Source organism: Rhodococcus sp. 21391 (assembly GCF_016772255.1).
In the GTDB taxonomy this organism is placed as follows: domain Bacteria; phylum Actinomycetota; class Actinomycetes; order Mycobacteriales; family Mycobacteriaceae; genus Rhodococcus_F; species Rhodococcus_F opacus.
Map to the genome: position 1 here is coordinate 1,105,490 of NZ_CP063782.1, position 17,556 is coordinate 1,123,045.

The 17,556-nt window shown below is 62.5% G+C and carries 20 protein-coding genes; 10 read left to right on the top strand and 10 right to left on the bottom strand.

All coding sequences use genetic code 11. The features are described from left to right. Nucleotides 1-23: 23 nt before the first annotated feature. Nucleotides 24-629, top strand: coding sequence for a hypothetical protein (locus tag GO592_RS40020; protein ID WP_007297367.1), 606 nt, complete (start codon nucleotides 24-26; stop codon nucleotides 627-629). Between the two features lie 709 nt (nucleotides 630-1,338). On the opposite strand, the gene GO592_RS40025 is transcribed toward GO592_RS40020, so the two are convergent. After that, nucleotides 1,339-1,629, bottom strand: a complete 291-nt coding sequence (locus tag GO592_RS40025; protein ID WP_237737262.1) for a hypothetical protein — start codon at nucleotides 1,627-1,629, stop codon at nucleotides 1,339-1,341. Between the two features lie 461 nt (nucleotides 1,630-2,090). Between GO592_RS40025 and GO592_RS40030 the strand changes: the two genes are divergently transcribed. After that, a complete protein-coding gene (locus GO592_RS40030; protein WP_007297370.1) occupies nucleotides 2,091-2,690 on the top strand; it encodes a hypothetical protein in 600 nt (199 codons plus the stop codon). Nucleotides 2,691-2,775: 85 nt separating this feature from the next. On the opposite strand, the gene GO592_RS40035 is transcribed toward GO592_RS40030, so the two are convergent. Beyond that, entirely contained in the window at nucleotides 2,776-3,519 is a 744-nt protein-coding gene (locus tag GO592_RS40035) for a hypothetical protein (RefSeq protein ID WP_007297371.1), read from the bottom strand. Nucleotides 3,520-4,333: 814 nt separating this feature from the next. On the opposite strand from GO592_RS40035, the gene GO592_RS40040 reads away from it, so the two are divergent. Beyond that, nucleotides 4,334-4,741 (top strand): hypothetical protein, encoded by a 408-nt coding sequence (locus GO592_RS40040; RefSeq protein WP_007297372.1) that lies wholly within the window; start codon nucleotides 4,334-4,336, stop codon nucleotides 4,739-4,741. Between the two features lie 72 nt (nucleotides 4,742-4,813). Here GO592_RS40040 and GO592_RS40045 read toward each other — a convergent pair whose 3' ends face one another. Then, complete coding sequence (locus tag GO592_RS40045; RefSeq protein ID WP_157234234.1) at nucleotides 4,814-5,305, bottom strand: hypothetical protein; 492 nt, start codon at nucleotides 5,303-5,305, stop codon at nucleotides 4,814-4,816. A gap of 545 nt (nucleotides 5,306-5,850) precedes the next feature. Here GO592_RS40045 and GO592_RS46135 point away from each other — a divergent pair. The 4 genes from GO592_RS46135 (at nucleotide 5,851) to GO592_RS40060 (ending at nucleotide 7,684) form a co-directional block, all read left to right on the top strand. Further along, entirely contained in the window at nucleotides 5,851-5,982 is a 132-nt protein-coding gene (locus GO592_RS46135; protein ID WP_009480666.1) for a hypothetical protein, read from the top strand. 242 nt (nucleotides 5,983-6,224) lie between these two features. Beyond that, a complete protein-coding gene (locus GO592_RS40050) occupies nucleotides 6,225-6,506 on the top strand; it encodes a type II toxin-antitoxin system RelE/ParE family toxin (protein ID WP_007297374.1) in 282 nt (93 codons plus the stop codon). A 58-nt stretch (nucleotides 6,507-6,564) separates the two neighbouring features. Further along, complete coding sequence (locus GO592_RS40055; RefSeq protein WP_007297375.1) at nucleotides 6,565-6,858, top strand: HigA family addiction module antitoxin; 294 nt, start codon at nucleotides 6,565-6,567, stop codon at nucleotides 6,856-6,858. A gap of 223 nt (nucleotides 6,859-7,081) precedes the next feature. Beyond that, nucleotides 7,082-7,684 carry a recombinase family protein gene (locus tag GO592_RS40060; RefSeq protein WP_007297376.1) on the top strand — a complete coding sequence of 201 codons (603 nt, stop codon included), beginning with the start codon at nucleotides 7,082-7,084 and terminating at the stop codon, nucleotides 7,682-7,684. A gap of 59 nt (nucleotides 7,685-7,743) precedes the next feature. Here the strand turns inward: GO592_RS40060 and GO592_RS40065 are convergent, their stop codons facing one another. From GO592_RS40065 to GO592_RS40080, 4 genes are all read right to left on the bottom strand, one after another. After that, nucleotides 7,744-8,505 (bottom strand): hypothetical protein, encoded by a 762-nt coding sequence (locus tag GO592_RS40065; RefSeq protein ID WP_039951252.1) that lies wholly within the window; start codon nucleotides 8,503-8,505, stop codon nucleotides 7,744-7,746. Between the two features lie 141 nt (nucleotides 8,506-8,646). Continuing rightward, the gene (locus tag GO592_RS40070; protein ID WP_157234235.1) at nucleotides 8,647-9,231 is read right to left on the bottom strand and encodes a hypothetical protein; all 585 of its coding nucleotides are present in this window, start codon (nucleotides 9,229-9,231) and stop codon (nucleotides 8,647-8,649) included. Nucleotides 9,232-9,434: 203 nt separating this feature from the next. Further along, nucleotides 9,435-9,800, bottom strand: a complete 366-nt coding sequence (locus GO592_RS40075; protein WP_007297379.1) for a hypothetical protein — start codon at nucleotides 9,798-9,800, stop codon at nucleotides 9,435-9,437. 218 nt (nucleotides 9,801-10,018) lie between these two features. After that, nucleotides 10,019-10,801, bottom strand: coding sequence for a hypothetical protein (locus tag GO592_RS40080; protein ID WP_202715240.1), 783 nt, complete (start codon nucleotides 10,799-10,801; stop codon nucleotides 10,019-10,021). A 55-nt stretch (nucleotides 10,802-10,856) separates the two neighbouring features. On the opposite strand from GO592_RS40080, the gene GO592_RS40085 reads away from it, so the two are divergent. Then, a complete protein-coding gene (locus GO592_RS40085; RefSeq protein ID WP_162130649.1) occupies nucleotides 10,857-11,951 on the top strand; it encodes a hypothetical protein in 1,095 nt (364 codons plus the stop codon). A gap of 278 nt (nucleotides 11,952-12,229) precedes the next feature. Further along, entirely contained in the window at nucleotides 12,230-12,769 is a 540-nt protein-coding gene (locus GO592_RS40090) for a hypothetical protein (protein ID WP_007297382.1), read from the top strand. Nucleotides 12,770-14,216: 1,447 nt separating this feature from the next. Here GO592_RS40090 and GO592_RS40095 read toward each other — a convergent pair. Next, nucleotides 14,217-14,978, bottom strand: a complete 762-nt coding sequence (locus GO592_RS40095; protein WP_237737263.1) for a hypothetical protein — start codon at nucleotides 14,976-14,978, stop codon at nucleotides 14,217-14,219. Between the two features lie 186 nt (nucleotides 14,979-15,164). Beyond that, nucleotides 15,165-15,599, bottom strand: a complete 435-nt coding sequence (locus tag GO592_RS40100) for a hypothetical protein (protein ID WP_202715241.1) — start codon at nucleotides 15,597-15,599, stop codon at nucleotides 15,165-15,167. A gap of 154 nt (nucleotides 15,600-15,753) precedes the next feature. Here GO592_RS40100 and GO592_RS40105 point away from each other — a divergent pair, with 154 nt between their 5' ends. Beyond that, complete coding sequence (locus GO592_RS40105) at nucleotides 15,754-15,894, top strand: hypothetical protein (RefSeq protein ID WP_202715291.1); 141 nt, start codon at nucleotides 15,754-15,756, stop codon at nucleotides 15,892-15,894. A 54-nt stretch (nucleotides 15,895-15,948) separates the two neighbouring features. On the opposite strand, the gene GO592_RS40110 is transcribed toward GO592_RS40105, so the two are convergent. After that, the gene (locus GO592_RS40110) at nucleotides 15,949-17,271 is read right to left on the bottom strand and encodes a hypothetical protein (RefSeq protein ID WP_202715242.1); all 1,323 of its coding nucleotides are present in this window, start codon (nucleotides 17,269-17,271) and stop codon (nucleotides 15,949-15,951) included. Between the last annotated feature and the right edge of the window lie 285 nt (nucleotides 17,272-17,556).

Genomic DNA, 17,556 nt, shown 5'->3' on the forward strand with positions numbered 1-17,556 from the left:
GGTTGATGCGTGAGGATCAGCGAATGGTGGAAAAACTTCTCCTGCAGGGCGTTATCAGCCTCGCCGAGGCACGTCGGCTGCGAACACCATCTGGTCAGGATCCGTTTCTCCGGGACGCCGTCGACAACCTTCTGATGGATCTGTCCGGCTACCCCCTCAGAGAAGGTGGGCCGCGCTCCGGGTTGGACCAACTCGAGTACTTCAGCAAGGCCATCGCCCGGGAGCCGATCGAGTTCGCCCACGGTCTCGATACCCGAGTCGGTCGAATCGTTCTCGATGCGACGTCGGGTCTTACCCATGAGAACCGTGCCGAACGTCGATGGGCGATTCTCGATCCTCTCGGGGCGCCGCGGATGGACCGGCGGGAGGCCGGCATGAACGTTTGGGTGCGTCTCCTGTCTTCCCGTGTGACGGACGGCCTGCTTCACCCGGTTCTGTGTGCAGGGCAAATTGCGGGAGTGGGCCCGCTGTCTGTGGATGATGCGTACAACTCGCGGGAGGTGCAGATCAACCGCGCTGCTCCGCGTTTGTACAAGACGTGGGTGTCCGATCCCGGCACCCGTGACAGCCAGGAACACAGCATGCGGGATCTGTTCGAGTCAGTCAGTTGGGCTCGTTCGTTGTTCTGAATGCCCGCGGTCCCCTTTCGCCGATCGGTGACCGGTCATCGATCGATGACCGGTCTCCGATGCACTCCGGGAGCGGGTAGCCGACGTGAAAGCCGCTCTATTGACCGGTCACCAGCCGATTGGGAGGGTGAGGGATGGCTTCGAAAGATTCGCGACGCCCCCCGTTGCATCCGTTGGAGACACCATCATGGAACTTGAGACTCTATGGCGACGAGGGCGACGCTACTGGTGCACCCCTTCACTTCGTGGAGGCATGTCACGCGGTGGGTCGTGACACTCGCTGCTACGACGAACTGAAGTGGCTCGGTGCGATGAGCTGGCTTGTAGTCGACGAGACCAAAATCTTCGGGGGCTGGTCCATCGGGCTCGGGACCGAACACGGAGGAAGTCATGGTTTCGGAACCCCGGTTGACGTCGATCTCGTCACCATCACGGCACGAATTGCCCGAAGCGGCTCAGGACTGGTTCACGGGGTATGAGCACACGTTTTGGCCTGTTGTGAGCAGCAGCCCGCTTCGGTTGCTGAAGCCAGAGGTTCGGGACGGACGCGCCGTCTGGGTTAGCCCCGGCGATGGCACGATCACGTGCACTATTGGAGACCTCTGCAAATGACTCTGGGGCCGAATCCCGCGCGTTACTGAGCGCGGCCCGGAGACGGATCCGCTTCCGGCACGTCGCGCGCTCTCGATCGGGTCGACTCCTTGGAGGGTCAACTCGCTTGCTGCTTCAGGTCGCGGTAGTGGGTGTGGGCCTTCGCTGCGAGAAGCCAAAAAGGTGATGTGTCGTCGGCGTCTACGAGGTAGCCGTTCTTCTTTCCGTCCGAGAGGTACTGCTCACGTACCCAGTCCTCCATCCCTTCGGGTGACTGGTCAGGCAGACCGTAGAGCACAGCGAGTGCCCGTTTGAGCTGATCGTCGTCGATGGTCATTGCCTGGCGCTGCTTTCGCAGCCACAGCGCCTTGCTGCTCTCGCCAGCGCGATGCAACTGTGCGACGCGCATCGCTAGCTCCAGCACGAATGGTTGGTTCTGATTCATAATTCCTCCCGTACCTTGCCTCGATCGTATGAGCAACTTGCATCGTGTGGACGAGGAATTGCGCCTAGACGTAGGGGCCATGATCCGTCAGTCACCGATTGGGCATCGATGACCGGTCACAGATCCCTTGTCGGAACGTCGCCTCGGCTGCCCAAGCGCGCAGCCCTCACGTCAGCACCACTGAGACCAAGTCACGCTGCGGTACCGTGGGCCATAGGTGACCCCGAGTCCGCGACCTTCGTGTCGCGGTTCACCGAGAACTTGGGGCATGAAATGCGCACACCGTTCCGCTCGTACTCCACCCAGCACGGGACCAACCGATCGACGCAGAGCATCGTCCGTACGGGGTCGTCGACCGCGGCATCGTGATGGAAAACCGCTTTCAAGGCAGCGGGCTCGGAGTCCTAATTGCATGCGTCAGCGGTGTGATTGAGGCCATCGCTCGACGCGACCGGTGGCAGATTGCCCGCAACACGACGGGCCCTCTGCTCGAAGAACTGCTCGCCGGCCGCTACGACCACCAGTTCATTCTGGTTGATCGGCCCTACCACCGCGGTCTCGACGGTGCACCGATCGCCGTTGCCGACAACCGGATCGCCATCGTCGTCGGAACCGTACCGACGGAATCCGACCATCATCCGAGAGTCCCCGTGACCGCAGTCTTGGTGGCAGCACCTGCTCATCCCCTCCACTGGCTGGTCGCTGCCCTCGACTTCGACATGGTCGTGGACAACGATTTTCAACGCCGAGTCCAATTCGGGACCTTCTCGGAGGACGCGGACCTCGCCATCATCGCCGCCCACGGGACACTCGATACCGAAGCGGCGGCCATCGACTGGGACGATCCCACAGTCGTATTGCGCGACAGTGAGAACGGCACGATCACCGTCGCGGACGTCGTGGCCGACCTCGCCAAGTGGGAAAGGCGGGGGTGGGCGTGGATTGCCGCGGACCGGAACGAGTTCGCCAGCCTGTATCTGCGCGCCAAACACCCCGAACTCGTACGCGAGTACTCGTACCCCTGAAGGCACCGTCTGCATGCGATATCCCAGTGACCCGGGTGACCGGTCACCGATCGATCAGCGGGACGGCCGCCCGACGTCGTCCGTGCTAGTACTCGTCCTTGAATGCGGCGTGCAATCGGTCGACGTCAGCACCGTAAGTGTGTGATGCGTGCGAGAGTGTGCGTATCACGGCGGCCAGCGGGTTCGGGTCGAGTGCACTGAAGTAGGCCGGGATGGCGTGATAGGGGAGGTTCTGCCCGCCGTGGTCGAACGGTCCGCGCAGCTCGTGGAGCGGTCGGATCGGTTCGTCCTTGTCGTTCTGACGGTCGGTCTGCCACCTGGTGGAGACGTGCTGGATGTCATCGAACGGGGAAGGTGGCGGTTGGTCGCTACCAAGTGCGGTCAGTGCTGGAGCGACCCATTCGCGGTCAGCGAGGCCGGCGTATTCGTACGCGCGAATGGCACACCAGCGGGCGGCCTTCCGTTGCGTTGGCTCATCCATGTCGATGATTCTCCGCATCAGATCTGCGTCGTAGGCGAGAAGCTGATCGGCTCCTGGGATATGTGCGACCGGGGCAAACCCATGGGCCACCCATTCGGCCTCGGCAAGTTCCTCGGTCTGCGCAGATGTTTGTATCAGAGCGTTCAGTTCTTTGTCGTCGCTGACGCGGTCGTCGCCGAACTTGACTGCCAGGCCGTCTATTGGCTGAAGCTTGGCCTTTGGATCTTGGCCTTCCAGTGAGTCGCGAACGATGTCTTCGATCGTTTGCGGGGGATCTCCGTCGATGACGGGCTCCTCACGGTCGAGCAGGTCGCGCTCCTCGTCATCGAGCTCCGTCTCGAAGTCCACTGGGCGAACATCGCGGGCTCGGTACGTGAGACTGTGTTGCGGTGAGGCAGATATGTCGTCCCACTCGAAATCGACATACTCGCCAGGTATCAGCTCGGGAGTGCCTTCCATATCTAGTATCTCGTCGGCCTCGACCCAGCACCCGCCCGGTGTCTCGGTAGCGTCAAGAACTCCCCATTCGCCGTGCCAAACTCGAACAATCCCTCGAACCGACAACGCGACCTCCAAGCCCTCATCGCAGATGGATATCGACAGTACCGAGCAGATTCACTGCAAGGACCCGCAACGGTCGACGCTCGTCCCGAACGCGGATCCGCTTCCGGCACGAGGGCGGACCTGTTCCGGACGGAGAGCTGGTCGCGGTGAGCGCAGCCACGCCGGATCTCCGGCAATACAAGTGCCGAACACACGCACGCGCGAGCTGGCATTTCTGGCTGGTCGCTCCATAAGGTCGGTATATGCGGTGCACATTCGAGGGCGGCAATCTCGATGGGACTTACCTCGATGTTGACGAACGAGAGATGGGCCCCTATAGCGGCCATCTGATGTGTTCTCCTGACCAGCCGGTCGAACAGATCCGTAACCATGGGCGCTGCGTGTACATGCGGACTGAACGAGTCGTCGATTGGGAGGGAGCATCCTGGGTCGTTTTTGCGCACCACGGAGACTGGGTGCATTACGAGCGCAGAAGTGATTGCCCCTGACTTCCGTCGAGGTTCGGCGGACGCCACTTCGTCCCGGTGCAGGTTCCTCTATTGGGGTCGCGGATCGCAAGAACCGACAGCAGAGACGGTTGCGGTGCAAACTTGGGTTCATGGAACAGACGGGAGGCGACGTACCGCAGGGAGTCGGATACGATGACGCCGCCTTCGCTGAGGCGAAACGCCATGGGGACGCGAATCAGAGAGACTGGGAGCTGCGGTTCCTGTCGGCGTTGGCGCGGAGGGTCACTACCCGCACCCCTGGTTCACGCGCCTGGGAGGTTCACACACTCGCGCTGGGTATCGACCAACTGACCGTTGTCGTCCGAGCGTGGTCGCACGACCCGCCCTACAACTCACGGCTCCTTGGGCTACATGAGCATCTGCCCACTATTCGTCGCGGCTTCGGGAACGTCGACGATCCGGAGACTGTTGCCGGCGTCTGGTACGACGAGATATTTACTCCACTCAGCTGGCCTCAAGGGCATCCTGATGCCGACGGGATCTACTGGAAGAATTAGCGAGATCTCTACCGCTGATCGATCGACGACCGGTTATCCGCTCCGCGGCGGGTAGGCGTCATGAGGAAGTAGTCAGACATTGGCTGGCTTCTTCGACGGCGTTGGCGTCTTCGGGAAGAACATCGCCGTGTCCGGCCAGACAGTGCTCTGCTGGGCTGATTGATCCACACTGACGAGCGGTGCCCCGAGGACACTGTCTGCATTCGCCGTCAGCGCTTGGCCCTCCGCTGGCGCCGGGCCTGCGCCTAATCCCCACACTCCGTGGGAGATCGAGCCGTCGCTTCTTCTGAACTCCATGGCGACCGCGTAGTAGTTATCGAACGGCACGGATCCGGTACTGCGAGTCCAGGGGTCGTGGACAGCAACCGCGTCAATCGGCTCGATCGGTGTCAGTACCGGCCTACTTGCGATCAGGTCCATCACGGTGGGGTCGACGGCGAGGCAATCCGCGTCAGGGGCTCGGCGAACGTCGGCGATAACGACGGCCGCCAGCCACGTAACCGCAGCAGTTGCGATCACCGCAACCATTACCGCGCGCCATGACCAACGCACCTGTCTGGCCATCTGTCCGCCTCCCCGGGCTCACGCTGTGTTCTGACTGAGCGTAATCGCGATCACCTTCTTGGCCGCTTGTTCCGACACCTCACGGACTCTCTGTGGTTGTCCGCTGGCGGATCCCTCAGAGACTTACAGGCTTCGAGTGCACGCACCCATACCTGCGGCGCCTCGACGTCGTGATCAGACCCGATCGCGGGGCCTCCGTCGAACAAGCCAAAGTGCCACACCAAACTGTCCTGATTCCACAAGTCCTGGATCGGCATAACGCCATCTTCGCGCGTCCGAGCTGCCCGCCCGTGTCATTAGCCTGATTGCACGCCAGGCCCGTCTCGACGCTGTTGCCTCGGTGACGAGGCGGGGTGTCGTGCGCACCAATCCAGCTCTGCAATACCTGCCGCTGGTCGGAAAGGGATCCGTCATCGAAGACCGTCACCATTGGCGTGCCGCTCCCTTCTCATCCTTGTTCCGGGCTGTCGGCCGTCGGATGTCGAATATCGTTGGCTGTGCTCCCCGACGACTTCGCCAGCCGTCGCTCGTAGAAGGTGATTCAGATGGACAGCTTCATTCATCTGGCAGGAGACAGCTGGAACTTCTGGTCCCCATTTCCGCCCGCAGTAACTTTCTGGCTGATCGATGTAATGGGCCAGCTTTCGCGGGCGGGAATCATCCTCGGAGGCAGCTGAGGATCGAGCGATGCGGCACCCGTAGCCGCCAGCGTCTGGACCTGGTGGACATCCCGGCCGCGCAGTTCGGACCGAGCAAGATCGGTCGTATGCGCTCGGCCGTTGCTGCTGACCGAGTGAGATTTTGAGCCTCCGCAGCTCCCGCCAGCGGATGGCCAATTGGAGCACCGCTGGAGACGCGCCGCCACTCTCCACGGAGCATAACGTTTCACGTTATTAACGCAGTGCGTTATACTCGTGGAGTGATCGAGTCGTTCGCCGACAAAGAGACCGAGCGGGTCTTTCACCGACAGTTCTCGAAGAAGCTCCCGCAGGACATTCAGCGGATCGCGCGCCGGCGCCTCCTGTTGATCGAGGCTGCCACCGACGTCAACGACCTGAGGGTGCCCCCAGGCAACCGCCTGGAGAAGCTCTCCGGGGACCGGGTGGGCCAGTACAGCGTTCGGATCAATGATCAGTACCGCATCTGTTTCATCTGGCGCGCCACCGCCGCATACGACGTGGAGATCACCGACTATCACTAACCACCAGAGGGGAGCCGACGCTCCATCCGACCACAGAATCGACAAAGGAACACCGACAATGACAACAGACCTGAGCCCAATTCACCCCGGCGAGATCCTCCGCGAGGACTTCCTCGAGCCGTTCGGCATCACGCAGAACCGCCTAGCCACGATCATCGGTGTTCCGCCCCGACGGATCAACGAGATCGTGCTCGGCAAGCGGTCGATCACCGCAGACACCGCGTTGCGGCTGGCCAAGGCGTTCGGCAACAGTGCGCAGTTCTGGCTCAATATCCAGGACCGCTACGAGCTCGACCTTGCGGCCGACAAGATAGGCGACGCCCTCGCCAAGATCACGCGTCTCTCGGCATAGAGAGGCAGAAGGGGACCGTCGGTGTGATTGCCCGCCGCACCGGACGGAACGATCACCGGGATGAATCGTTCGAAGGCTGAGCCATGCCGGGCCTGGAAGGCCAATGCACCAACGGCATCAGCTCCGGGCAGCGGTCCTGGCCTGCCCTTGCCGATGATGTTTGACCGTGGAGTCCCAAGCACTGCGCCGCCGGCGTTGTGCGTTCGAGAGATGGGAATCAGCGATGTACATCGGGTATGCACGAGTGTCCACCGATCAGCAAGACCTGACCACACAGCAGCACGCACTGCTCGGGCTCGGGGTCTCACCGGAACGGATCTACGTCGATCACGGCTTGACCGGCACCAATCGTCAACGGCCAGGACTGCAGAACGCCCTTGCAGCGTGCCGGAACACCGACACCCTCGTGGTGACCAAGTTGGATCGCCTGGCCCGTTCGTTGCCCGATGCTCGGGACATCGTCGACGAGCTCACCGCTCGGCACGCGTGTCTGCAGATCGGAGCCTCGTTGCACGATCCCACCGACCCGGTCGGTCGCCTGTTGTTCAACGTCCTGGCGATGGTCGCCGAGTTCGAGGGCGACCTGATTCGGGCACGAACGAGGGAGGGGATGCGGATCGCGAAGGCGAAGGGACACCTGAAGGGCAAGAAGCCGAAGCTCAACCCACGCCAGGAACGGCACCTGGTCGAGCTTCACGTGTCAGGCGAGTACTCGACCGCTGAACTGGCCGATCTGTTCTCGGTGGGCCGGTCGACGGTGTACCGGGCCATCGAACGCAGCGCCCACCGGGCTCAGCGTGACGCTCTCTCAGATTTCAACACCTAGCCATCCCCGCTGGAATGTCCGCCGGTCCCATACCGGCGGACGATCGCTCTCTGGGATGGTTACTCCGCCGGGTAGTCGTAGACGTGCTCGTGGGGATAGACGAGACCGACCTGTGTGTGGAGTTGTTTGGGTTGGACGTCTTCGCCGAGGTAGTAGATGACACGGAGATCGCATCGTCGCGGAATCTCGGAGATTAACTTGTCGATGATCCGGATGATCTTCGCTGGGCCAATGACAGTGTCATCTCGAAGAACGTCTTGAGCATCCGCGACAGAAATCACGACCCGTTTCACCGGGCGTCCCGGTCGGTCGCGATATCGGCTGCCGATGCCTCCATGCGTGATATCCACGAGATCTCGAAAGCACTCCTCGAACGAGCCGATTCCATCCGCTCCGTAGTAGCTCGGAAACTCGAGGGCATCGCCCCATGTTCGAGCAAAGTCCGGGAGAGTTCTGCACCGAACGCCTTGGATCGTGACGAAGTGAGTAGCCGGCTCTTCGCGGTCAAGGCATGCACCCATCACGGCATCACGGACAGGCGGCATGTTCGGGTAGACCTTGATCCAGGGGAAGGCTGGATCGGAGGTTCCGAGCTGGGCAGCAAGGCCCGCAAAGGTCTCAGCCAACCGACTTTCGACGTTCGCCCAGAAAGAATCACCAGTCCGAGAACGGCGGAGGAGGGAGGAAATCTCTGCGGCTACGTCATCGAGTCTCCGTCCTGATGTCTCCAGCCGATCCTCGAGTTCTCTGACATCACTCAGCAGCCGATCCCGCTCACCCAATAGCCGCGTGACCTGGTCTGCATCAGGGTCGCTGCTCATCAACCCACGGTAGGCGGGAGTGCACCCGGTCGGGGGCGATCCGTCATCTTCCGAAGATCATCCGACCGAAGCCGAAAGCTCCACGCCCATCGATTGCCTGGCCGCGGTCGCGCTCGTTCCGAAAGCGGATCCTTGACCGGATCAGCGATCGCTTATCAGTGGGGGCTCGACGATGCGCTGGAGGGTCCAACCGAAGGCACGCAGCGCAAAGGCAGCCGCGATGCCGAAGAACAGTCCCAACGCGGGAAGTGTGAGCCAGGTGGGTCCCCCCAGCCCGACCCGAAGCGGGTCACCTTCATTCGCGCCAATGCTCATGTCCGTTACGAAGTACGGTTCGCCAAGCGCTGGAGGAAAGTAGGCGAGCAGAAGCCCTGTCACTAGTCCCACCATTGCTGCAAAGAGCGCAAACGTGAGTATGGACGCGGACGTTCCGACCGAACCTCGAGTGAGCCTCCACCCCAGCCGAGCGAGGAACCACCAAAGCCCGACGGCGAGCGCGCTTGTCCCAATGGGGAAGGCTGCGAGCGTTGGTAACCAATCCACTCCTGGATGCACCCTCGGTCCTGGGCCGAAGCCGGCCTCAGCAAAAACCTCTCCGGTTTCGGGGTGAAGGCCCATTTGTGGCTCCACGAAATGCCAAGCCATCGCCGCAAGAATTCCCAGAAGGAAACCAAATCCTGCCAACGCCACAAGAAGGTTCGGGATGTGTAACCGCAGACGCTGCACGTTCCGGCACCCTACCTGTGCGGCGCTTGAGGTGCCGGAAGCCGAACCCGCACCGGGACGAAGTGGCGTCCCAGCGCACGCCGACGGCAGTCCGCCCTCGTTCCGTAAGCGGATCCGCTATCGGGACGGGTGCGCACCCTGACTAGGTCCGATCAGAGACCGCTCAACGATTGGCAACCGGTCACCGGACCCACTGGAGTTCGCTAACAGGCGCCGGTGATTGGGCAGGCCCAACTGCGGGCGATCTTCCAGGTGCCGTCCTCGGCGACGAACGTTACCGGGCCCACGTCACCAGGCGGATTTCCGTCGACGGTGACCTGCCCACGGGCGGATACTTCGCCCTCACCGGTGCTGGTAACTGAGGTGAACTCGACCGTCAGTTTCTCCTGGACGAAGCGTTGGGCGAGCGCCGGATCGTTCTCGCTCACCCCCTGGAATAGCTTCACACGATCGGCCAACCGAACGTCGTAATCGAGGGCGGTCTGGACGAGGGCAGTCAACTCCGCCGGTGTCGGGTCCGCGGTAGCCGGAACCTCGGGGGCAGCTGCTGCGAAGGCTGTTGCCTCCACGCCCGTTGCTGATGCGGGTGAATCGTCGCCCTCGTTGTCCGAGCCGCAAGAAGTTAGCAGACCTGCGGTAACCGCCGCTCCCGCGAGTAGCACCGGAACGAGCCGAGACGTCATCGGAATCCTTTGCACGCGAGAGGCTGCTGGTCGGTTGTACTAACCCACTATGTCAGCTTCAGTAGGTGAACCGTCGAAGGCATCGATTCCCACTCACTGATCGCTCACCGGTCATCGATCGCTTGCCCTCCTGCAGGGGCAGTTGGCTCGACCCTCATATGGGCTGACGGACGAAGCCAGGCTGTGCTCGGAACGGCCCATTCGGCGACGCCGACGTAGGGACCGGACTGGCAGTGGGTATATCCGCTGGGATCTTCTCCGGTGTAGGGCACTTGCGATATCAGCGGCTCGGCGCAGAGCAGTCCACTGAGCGATACGTGGACCGCGTCCCACTCCTGGGCGATCGACGGCCAATCGGGAAACACCGTCCCCTCACGCTCGCGGGGATGCGCCTTCAGCAGCGCCTCCCATGCGGGCGCCGAATCGACCCGCGCGATCCGCGCCCTGGCGGGATCGAAATGAACGTCGTAGCGCAGGGGACTGCGCTCTGCATCGTGTTCGCCGTGGAGCAGCCAGGCATCGTTTCCGCAAGCAAACTTCGTCGCCGTCCAGAAGGCGCCGTCCGGTAAAGCGCTGGGTCGGTGGCGGTTAGCGACGCTTAGTGTGCGGAACTCGGTGAGGTTGCCGTGATGACTTTGTGGGGAGAGCAGCGTTTCCCTGCTCGGTGAGGAGAGTGCGGCTGCGACGGCCTCGCTCATCTCCACGATGTCGGGGTCGGAGGTGTCGAGATCGATGACATCTTGGAAGTCGCCGCCGTACAGATACATGTGAAGCACCATCGCTACGCGACCCGAGTAGTCCTCGGTGTCGATCGAGGCGGCGTACTGCCCAGCGGAGGAGAACTCCGGGTGCAGTGCGCGCCACTCTCCCCACCAATCGATCAACATGCGGCCGGGGAACGTGTCCAGGAGGTTGACCGCAAGATCAGACGTCATAGCCATAGTGTCGCAGCGCTCGCTGTCAGCAAACCGCCCAGCGGAGCCGGATGACGATCCATCACCGGCGAAAGAGTCGCTCAGAATCGGCGCCGCGATCGCCGACCGCGCCGTGTGCGCCGGCCCCCAGGTCATCGCGCTCGACCGTGAACGGCGCCGATGTGGCCAGCGTTCCGACGAGGACCGATTCTCGGCGGGCTGGAACACCCGCTATCTCCACACGCCAGGCGACAATTGCTACATGGATCAACAACCCGCAACCGCCGATTTCCGGTCGGCCAGGGCTCGTCTACGGCGAGCAGAGCAGCAGCGGCACGAAATGGCCGAAATGCGGAAAGCTGAACGCCAGGCCTCGTCTTTTCGGGTGGAGCGGTCACTGACCGGCAGCAAACTTGAATTTGTTGCGTCGTACACGCCGCCCGAAGATTTCGAAGTCATTTTCGGCGATTGGCTCCACAACACACGGTCTGCGCTTGATCACCTCTTCTTCCAACTCGCTGTCGCAGATACGGGCCAGAATCCGCCAAGCCGACCACGCGCACGACAGTTTCCGATCACCCGAACCGTCGAGGACTTCAATCGCATTCGTGAGACCGATACCTTCCACGGCATGCACGAACGCACCATCGACTCAGTTGAGTCGATGCAGCCGTACCACACCAAATACGGTGCGGATGGCAATGTTCTGGTGTGGTTGCACGATCATGCGCGTACTGACCGGCACCGGAAGCCTTGGGAGCTAGGGACGATTGTTCGGAGCTTCAACGTCAACTTTCCAAACGAAGTGCGACCGTACATTGTCGGGTGGGACCGTTTAGACCCAGAGACCACGCCCGCTGTAATCGGACAGGGCGACACTCTTGTACTGCTGACGCTTCGCTTCACATCCACCGCCGACGCACGACGGCTATACGGCCTCAACACGGTCGACGTGCACAACGATTTGGAGGTTGTTGACTGGTACCGGGCGGTGCACCGAGATGGGATCTCGGCGAACATCCGCAATGACAGCCTCGAAACGAGGATGAAGTTCGTCGAGCAGTATATGGGCATGGTGCTCGATCACTTCGAGAAGCTACTCGATCAATCAACCTCGCCATGACTGTAATCCTGTAGCCTCTCTGACAACTACGTCACCCAGCGGCGGATTGGTCCTACAGCCGACGGCCCGGCGGCGTCTACTTCAAATCGGAATGCGCCCGGAGCTCCGCTCAACGAGCGGTGACCGGTCAACGATTCTCGACTGACTTCCCGGAGTCACCGAAGTGCGCGCGGTCGTTGCCTACGAGAAAGCGCACAAGAACCGGCAGAAGTCGGGATGGGCGACCGTTGTTCAGGAAGTCGGTAGCCGTTTGCCCGCATCTATGCCACGTTGTTGCGATGGCGCTACCTGCTGGGGACATTGCAGACCTGATCGACCGACTCAAGTCACATTTCGTGCTGAGCGTTGTTGGGTTGCCCGTGCTCGTGCACGATCGACGGGAAGAGTTCCTGCAGATGGCCGGTGTCGACATGTCGGACCCCGTCAGCTTGAACAGTGGCGAGGGCAACGAAAGGTATATCTTGCCCATCAAAGAGAGCCTCGACGCGGTCCAGACCGACAGAACGATGCAAATGAACCTGGTTCGGTCTTGGGCAGAGCTGTCTGTCCTCAAGGTCGGACAGGAGATGAAGAACGCGAAGTACTTCAACGACCACCGACCGATATTCGAGTATTTGCGGCATGTCCGGAACGCGGTGGCGCATGGGAATGCGTTCCACTTCCAGGGCAGTAATCCGGTTAAGCACCCGGCCTCGTTCAGATCGCACCACATCGATACGAGGATGGAGGGAACGATCTGCGTGAGCGGTGAACTGAAGGTCGGCGAGGTGTTCCTTCTACTCGACGATATTGCGAGCGACCTCCGTACACTTCCGTGAGTCGTGCACGGGCGAGCACACCGCCGCCTGACCACCGGGGAACGGAAAACCTCACGGAACTGGCGATCCCGTAAGCGGATCCGCTTACGGAACGAGGGCCGACTGCCGCCGGCATGCGCTGGGACGCAGCTTCGTCCCGGTGCAGGTTCCGCTTCCGGCGAGGTGGACTGCAACCGGTATGTGCTGGGGCCGCGATTACTTCTACCCGGGGACCTCAAGGATGGAGGATGGAACTGGTGACACATATGAATGCAGGCGATGACGCCGGGGCGCCCATCCGACTCGTACTCGAGAGTTCCCGCGTGGTGGTGCAATGGCGCGTCGATGGCACGAGCCTCGTAGCCCCGGAAGATGACTTGGACGCGATCCTCCTGCGAGATCCTCCGAGTCCGCACGGTATCTGGCAGAAACCACTCGGCCCGGGCACGATCTCAAGTTTCGGAGAAGCCACGCCGGGAGAACTTGGTCGCCCCTCGTGGTGGGTGCTCTACGGTCACGCGGGCCCATCCGTGGACGTGAGAGTCCACATCGACGAGGACGATGTACCCGACCCCGTCGTCCACCGTGTGGGCGGAGTCTGGGCATGCGAGTGGGTCAGCTACCCGACCTTCGCCGAGATCCACCGATCCGATCGAGACCGGACGGATCGTGTCTCGTTCGAGCGGCCGATGTTCATGCCCCCCGCCCCTCATCCTGAAGTCGAAATCAGGCAGAGAAGACGCGGCAGAGGCTCCGGGAAGTCAGTCGAGAATCGCTGACCGGTCACCGATCGGCTTACGGGAAGAGCGCCGGCTGCTGTCAGCCCTCGGGGGCGCCGAGCTCGTCTCGGTGACGGTAGTTCCTCTACCGGAGGCCGGGATTGTCGGGACTGCGACACCGAACGGATTTTGCAACGCGCCATGCCAGAGACGGTCTGACTCACACGCGTCCTCGACGCCACGTCCAGACGCACCAGACGATCCCCGCTACGGCTACTACGGGGAGCACCTACCTCGCCCTCCCCATCGTGACAAACCGGTGGTACTGCTCACTCGACAGGAATTGCATTCCGTGTGCCTTGTCCGGGGTGGACAGATCCCACCAGAAACTCCTCATTCCGCTCACTGCATGGGGCCAGGCAGTGAAAGCGCCCACCGCGGCGGCGACCGCGAGGCACGTAACGGGGGGAAGGCCACCCAGAACCAAGGAAACCCAGGGGCCCGCTCGAGTCGTGCGCGCCTCGGCAAGACCACACGCGCGACCAATGCCACGACTCCGAGGGCAAGAAATAGCAACCACGCCACGACATAACGGTAGTGGTTTCACTCCCTGCCCAAGCCTCGAATGCCTTGGAGAACTTGAGCCGGCAGTAAGGAACGAACACGCAGTACGTGATTGCCGATCAGCGATCGTTGACCGGTCGGCGGTCCTCGCCGTACGGGTGGACCGGTGCGCACCGCGGCATAGGTCAGAATCCCGACGATGGGCTTCCAGGCAACGGGTTGATGGTGTCGCTGTCCCACGTGATCTTCTGATCGGGGGCCGCGGGGAGTGCTTCAAGTTCAGGGGCGGAGAGTACGGCCTCGACACATTCGGCTGACGCACCGAGGTAGGTCGTCATGAGGTCGATGTCGGTCGCCACGCACCATGCGCGATCCTCGGGCCACCATAGGTGCGCACTCATCCCCAGCATGCCGCCACCGAATTGAGTGTCCGCGAGATCGATGTCTCCAGAAAACAGGACCATGTGCTCTCGGCTGGGCATCGGCAGCCGCGGATAGTGTTCGGGAGCGGTGATGCGGCCGGATCCTTCCCAGTGGGCAAACCAGCAGGTATCGGATGTCTGGGTGAAGCGTCGGAGTACACCGACCACGGCGCGTGCAGTCCGAGGCGGCAGTGATCCTCGCTCCGGCGCCTCCTGCCATACCCCCGGTTGTTCAGGGGTGCGCCAGCTTCCCACAAGCGATCCCCACTCCATGACGGGATGCGCCGTGGTGCCGTTGGCGGCAGCGACGTCAGCCCAGCGGATCGGATCGCCGTCAATGGTCATTGCAGGATGGAAGATTCGGGCGTACGAGGCGAACACCGGAGGCACCAGGGACGCAATGGCGTGTTCGTTGAACCGGTGCACGTGCTTGACGATCCACATCCCGGGCTCGACATCGGCTGCCATCCGCAGTCCGCGCTCTTGCCAGTCCTGATCGTCAGTCGGGTCGGGATCTCGTGCCATGGGTCCATGGCACCACAGGCGTCAGGGCTCTGTACTGCCATTGATCGGACACAGATGCTGACCGAAAGGGTATCGGCAACCGGTGAGGGATCGGCAACCGGTGAGGGATCGATGACCGGTGACATCGGGGACCGGCCATTGATTCTGTAACCGGTTGCGCACGATCCGTTGCTCTACGCCGGCCACCTACTCTGCGATTGGGAGGGTGAGATCTGTCGACCATTCGGCTTGGCCAGTGATGTCCTTTACGGTGAGTCGGAATCGGAAAGGTGGACCCGGGATATCTTCAGGCCGCCGTACGGAGAAGGTCAGTTCCGCACGCGACTTCCTGCCGCTCATTCCCCATCCGATCCGCTTCTCGACGTCGCCGTAGCTCAGAGTCGCTTGCGCCTCGTATTCGAGTAACGGGGGTGCGGATTCGTCGGTTCTGCGCGCGATGAGGGTAAAGAACAGGCCGTCCGGCCCGGACGTGATCGGTCCGAGCCAGCTGAGAATTCCGTTACTACCGTCGGCGAGGAACGCTGGCGGAGCACAAACTTCCAGCGGCAAGCCCGAATCAGAGAACGCGCGATTGCGGGATTCCACGATAGTTCCCCCCAAGTCTGTGGATTCGACGTTCATCCGACGGTACCTGCGCGGGAGGTAGCCGGTCCTGTGAAACGTAACCCGCAACCCGCTGGGCGCTCCGGGCCGACAGCGAGCCAGCGGACAAGTGGTTCCCGCAAGCGGATCCCCGAACGGCTATGGCGGTCCTGGCTCGAGGATCCCACCGTCGTTGCCCGATTCGAAGCGAAGACCTACCGACGACCCGGCGGCCGGCATCCGCGCCGGCCTCGCAAACGGCGACGATCCCGACAGCGTCGAGGAGCGGATCCGGTGTGCCGAAGCCGCCGGCCTTCCACTCACCCTCTGGTAACCGTCCGCAGTGCCATCGACTGCCCATCAGCGGGTGGATCCTGGTCCGCGGGTTTCAGTTCAGGTCGAGTTCGGGTGCGGTGGCCAGGTATTCGATCTGCTCCAGCGTCACCGGCACGGTGGATCCCCGGATGGGAGTGGTGCTGATGATGATCTGTTGGGTGGAGGGGAGGGTGATCGAGAAGTAGGCGCTGCCGTGATCGGGGTAGAACCCGCGGGTGACGGTGGACCCGTCCGGGGACACGGTGGTGATGCGATTCGGGTCGATGTCGTTCAGGTACTCATCCTGCGGTGACGACGCGGGTTGACCACTGACGACGACGATTTCCAGGCGCCCTGCCCCGGTGGCCGATGTCACGGTGACCACCTCGCAGACGTTGTCCTTGCCGGAGTCGGTCAACCGGAGTGATCCGATCGGCCGATCCAGGGTGAGGTCGCTGCTTCCCGGCATGGTTGCCCACCGCGCGTCGAGCGCGCGGTCGAGTCGCGCCACTTTCTCCCGGGTCAGCTCCGGCCCGTTCCAATCGGTGAAGGCCCCGCAGGATGGCATCAGCGGCACGGCCGGGATGATCGGCGCGGTCACCATAAATGCCGGGGTGGTCGCGATCGCGGTCAACTCGTCGAGGGTCAACGGGATCTGTCCGCTGTGCCGGCCGCCCGCCCTCGGGTCGGTGTTGTCGGCGTCGGTGGCCGTAGCCACGACGCGGGTGCCGTCGGGAAGGTACGCAACGACTCTGCGTTCGAGGGTGCGGACACCGTTGATCTCGTACCAGGTGTCCAGCGAATCGAGGACCGTGCCGTCCGGGCGGGTGTCGCGTCGATCCAGCGCTCCTGCCACGCACGGCAGGACGGGACGGTCCCAGGCCTGGACATCGACGGTCAGGGTGCCGACGTGGCCGTCCCGGATCAGCGAGCCGCGGGCGTTGGTCGACCCGTTGAACAGGTCCGCGTCCCCCTCCTGTGGGAAGGCGGAGGGGTCGACATCGGTGATCGGCTCGAACTGTAGGGACTGGCTTGGACTGGCGAAGACCAACTCCACCGAGTCCGGTAGTGCATCGACGGCGGCCTGGGTCATCGCCGCGGCCTTCGCCCCGGAGAACCACGGATACCTCGGGTTGTCGTACTCGTCCGACCCGACGGTGCCGAAGTTGACGCGTTTCGGCTCCGAGGGCGGTTCGACCGCATCGCACCCCGGTATCCGAGCCGGGTACGGCGCTGGTTCGGAGACGTAGGCGTACGCGCGCCCGGCGACCGGCTCACCGTTCTCAGCGTCGTTCAGCAGGCCGGCGACCACGGTGCCGGCTGCAACGGTCGAGACGATGACGACCACGTCGAACCAGGTGCTGTCGCGCCATCTCCGGGCCCCGTCCTCGACCACAAGCGCCCCCTCATCTTGTCAAGATTCACGGTAACCCACGCAGCCCTGTCTCTCGTTCGAACCGCGAGCGCGCCCGCCAGCCGGTGATCTGTCAAGGCCAGAAGGCCGACGACATCGGTATCCGTGCTGACTACGCTTGGCGTATGGAGCGCTACGTTCGCAAGGAGTCCATCCCGTACGAGTCCGCTGCCGCACCGGTTCGTTAGGGAAACTGGTTCACGAGGACGCTCCGAGGGCTGGGAATCGCCCTGCGGGGATTGATGCATGATCGGAAACCGAGCCCGT

What these genes read in the sequence shown, in the direction of transcription:
- GO592_RS40080 (WP_202715240.1), bottom strand. Translation starts at nt 10,801, where the DNA reads ATGTTGATCGATTGGTGGGGAGAGTGGCGCGCACTGCACCCGGAGTTC.
- GO592_RS40020 (WP_007297367.1), top strand. Translation starts at nt 24, where the DNA reads ATGGTGGAAAAACTTCTCCTGCAGGGCGTTATCAGCCTCGCCGAGGCA.
- GO592_RS40055 (WP_007297375.1), top strand. Translation starts at nt 6,565, where the DNA reads ATGACAACAGACCTGAGCCCAATTCACCCCGGCGAGATCCTCCGCGAG.
- GO592_RS40045 (WP_157234234.1), bottom strand. Translation starts at nt 5,305, where the DNA reads ATGGCCAGACAGGTGCGTTGGTCATGGCGCGCGGTAATGGTTGCGGTG.
- GO592_RS40100 (WP_202715241.1), bottom strand. Translation starts at nt 15,599, where the DNA reads ATGAACGTCGAATCCACAGACTTGGGGGGAACTATCGTGGAATCCCGC.
- GO592_RS40065 (WP_039951252.1), bottom strand. Translation starts at nt 8,505, where the DNA reads ATGAGCAGCGACCCTGATGCAGACCAGGTCACGCGGCTATTGGGTGAG.
- GO592_RS40095 (WP_237737263.1), bottom strand. Translation starts at nt 14,978, where the DNA reads ATGGCACGAGATCCCGACCCGACTGACGATCAGGACTGGCAAGAGCGC.
- GO592_RS46135 (WP_009480666.1), top strand. Translation starts at nt 5,851, where the DNA reads ATGGACAGCTTCATTCATCTGGCAGGAGACAGCTGGAACTTCTGGTCC.
- GO592_RS40025 (WP_237737262.1), bottom strand. Translation starts at nt 1,629, where the DNA reads ATGCGCGTCGCACAGTTGCATCGCGCTGGCGAGAGCAGCAAGGCGCTG.
- GO592_RS40060 (WP_007297376.1), top strand. Translation starts at nt 7,082, where the DNA reads ATGTACATCGGGTATGCACGAGTGTCCACCGATCAGCAAGACCTGACC.
- GO592_RS40090 (WP_007297382.1), top strand. Translation starts at nt 12,230, where the DNA reads ATGGCGCTACCTGCTGGGGACATTGCAGACCTGATCGACCGACTCAAG.
- GO592_RS40040 (WP_007297372.1), top strand. Translation starts at nt 4,334, where the DNA reads ATGGAACAGACGGGAGGCGACGTACCGCAGGGAGTCGGATACGATGAC.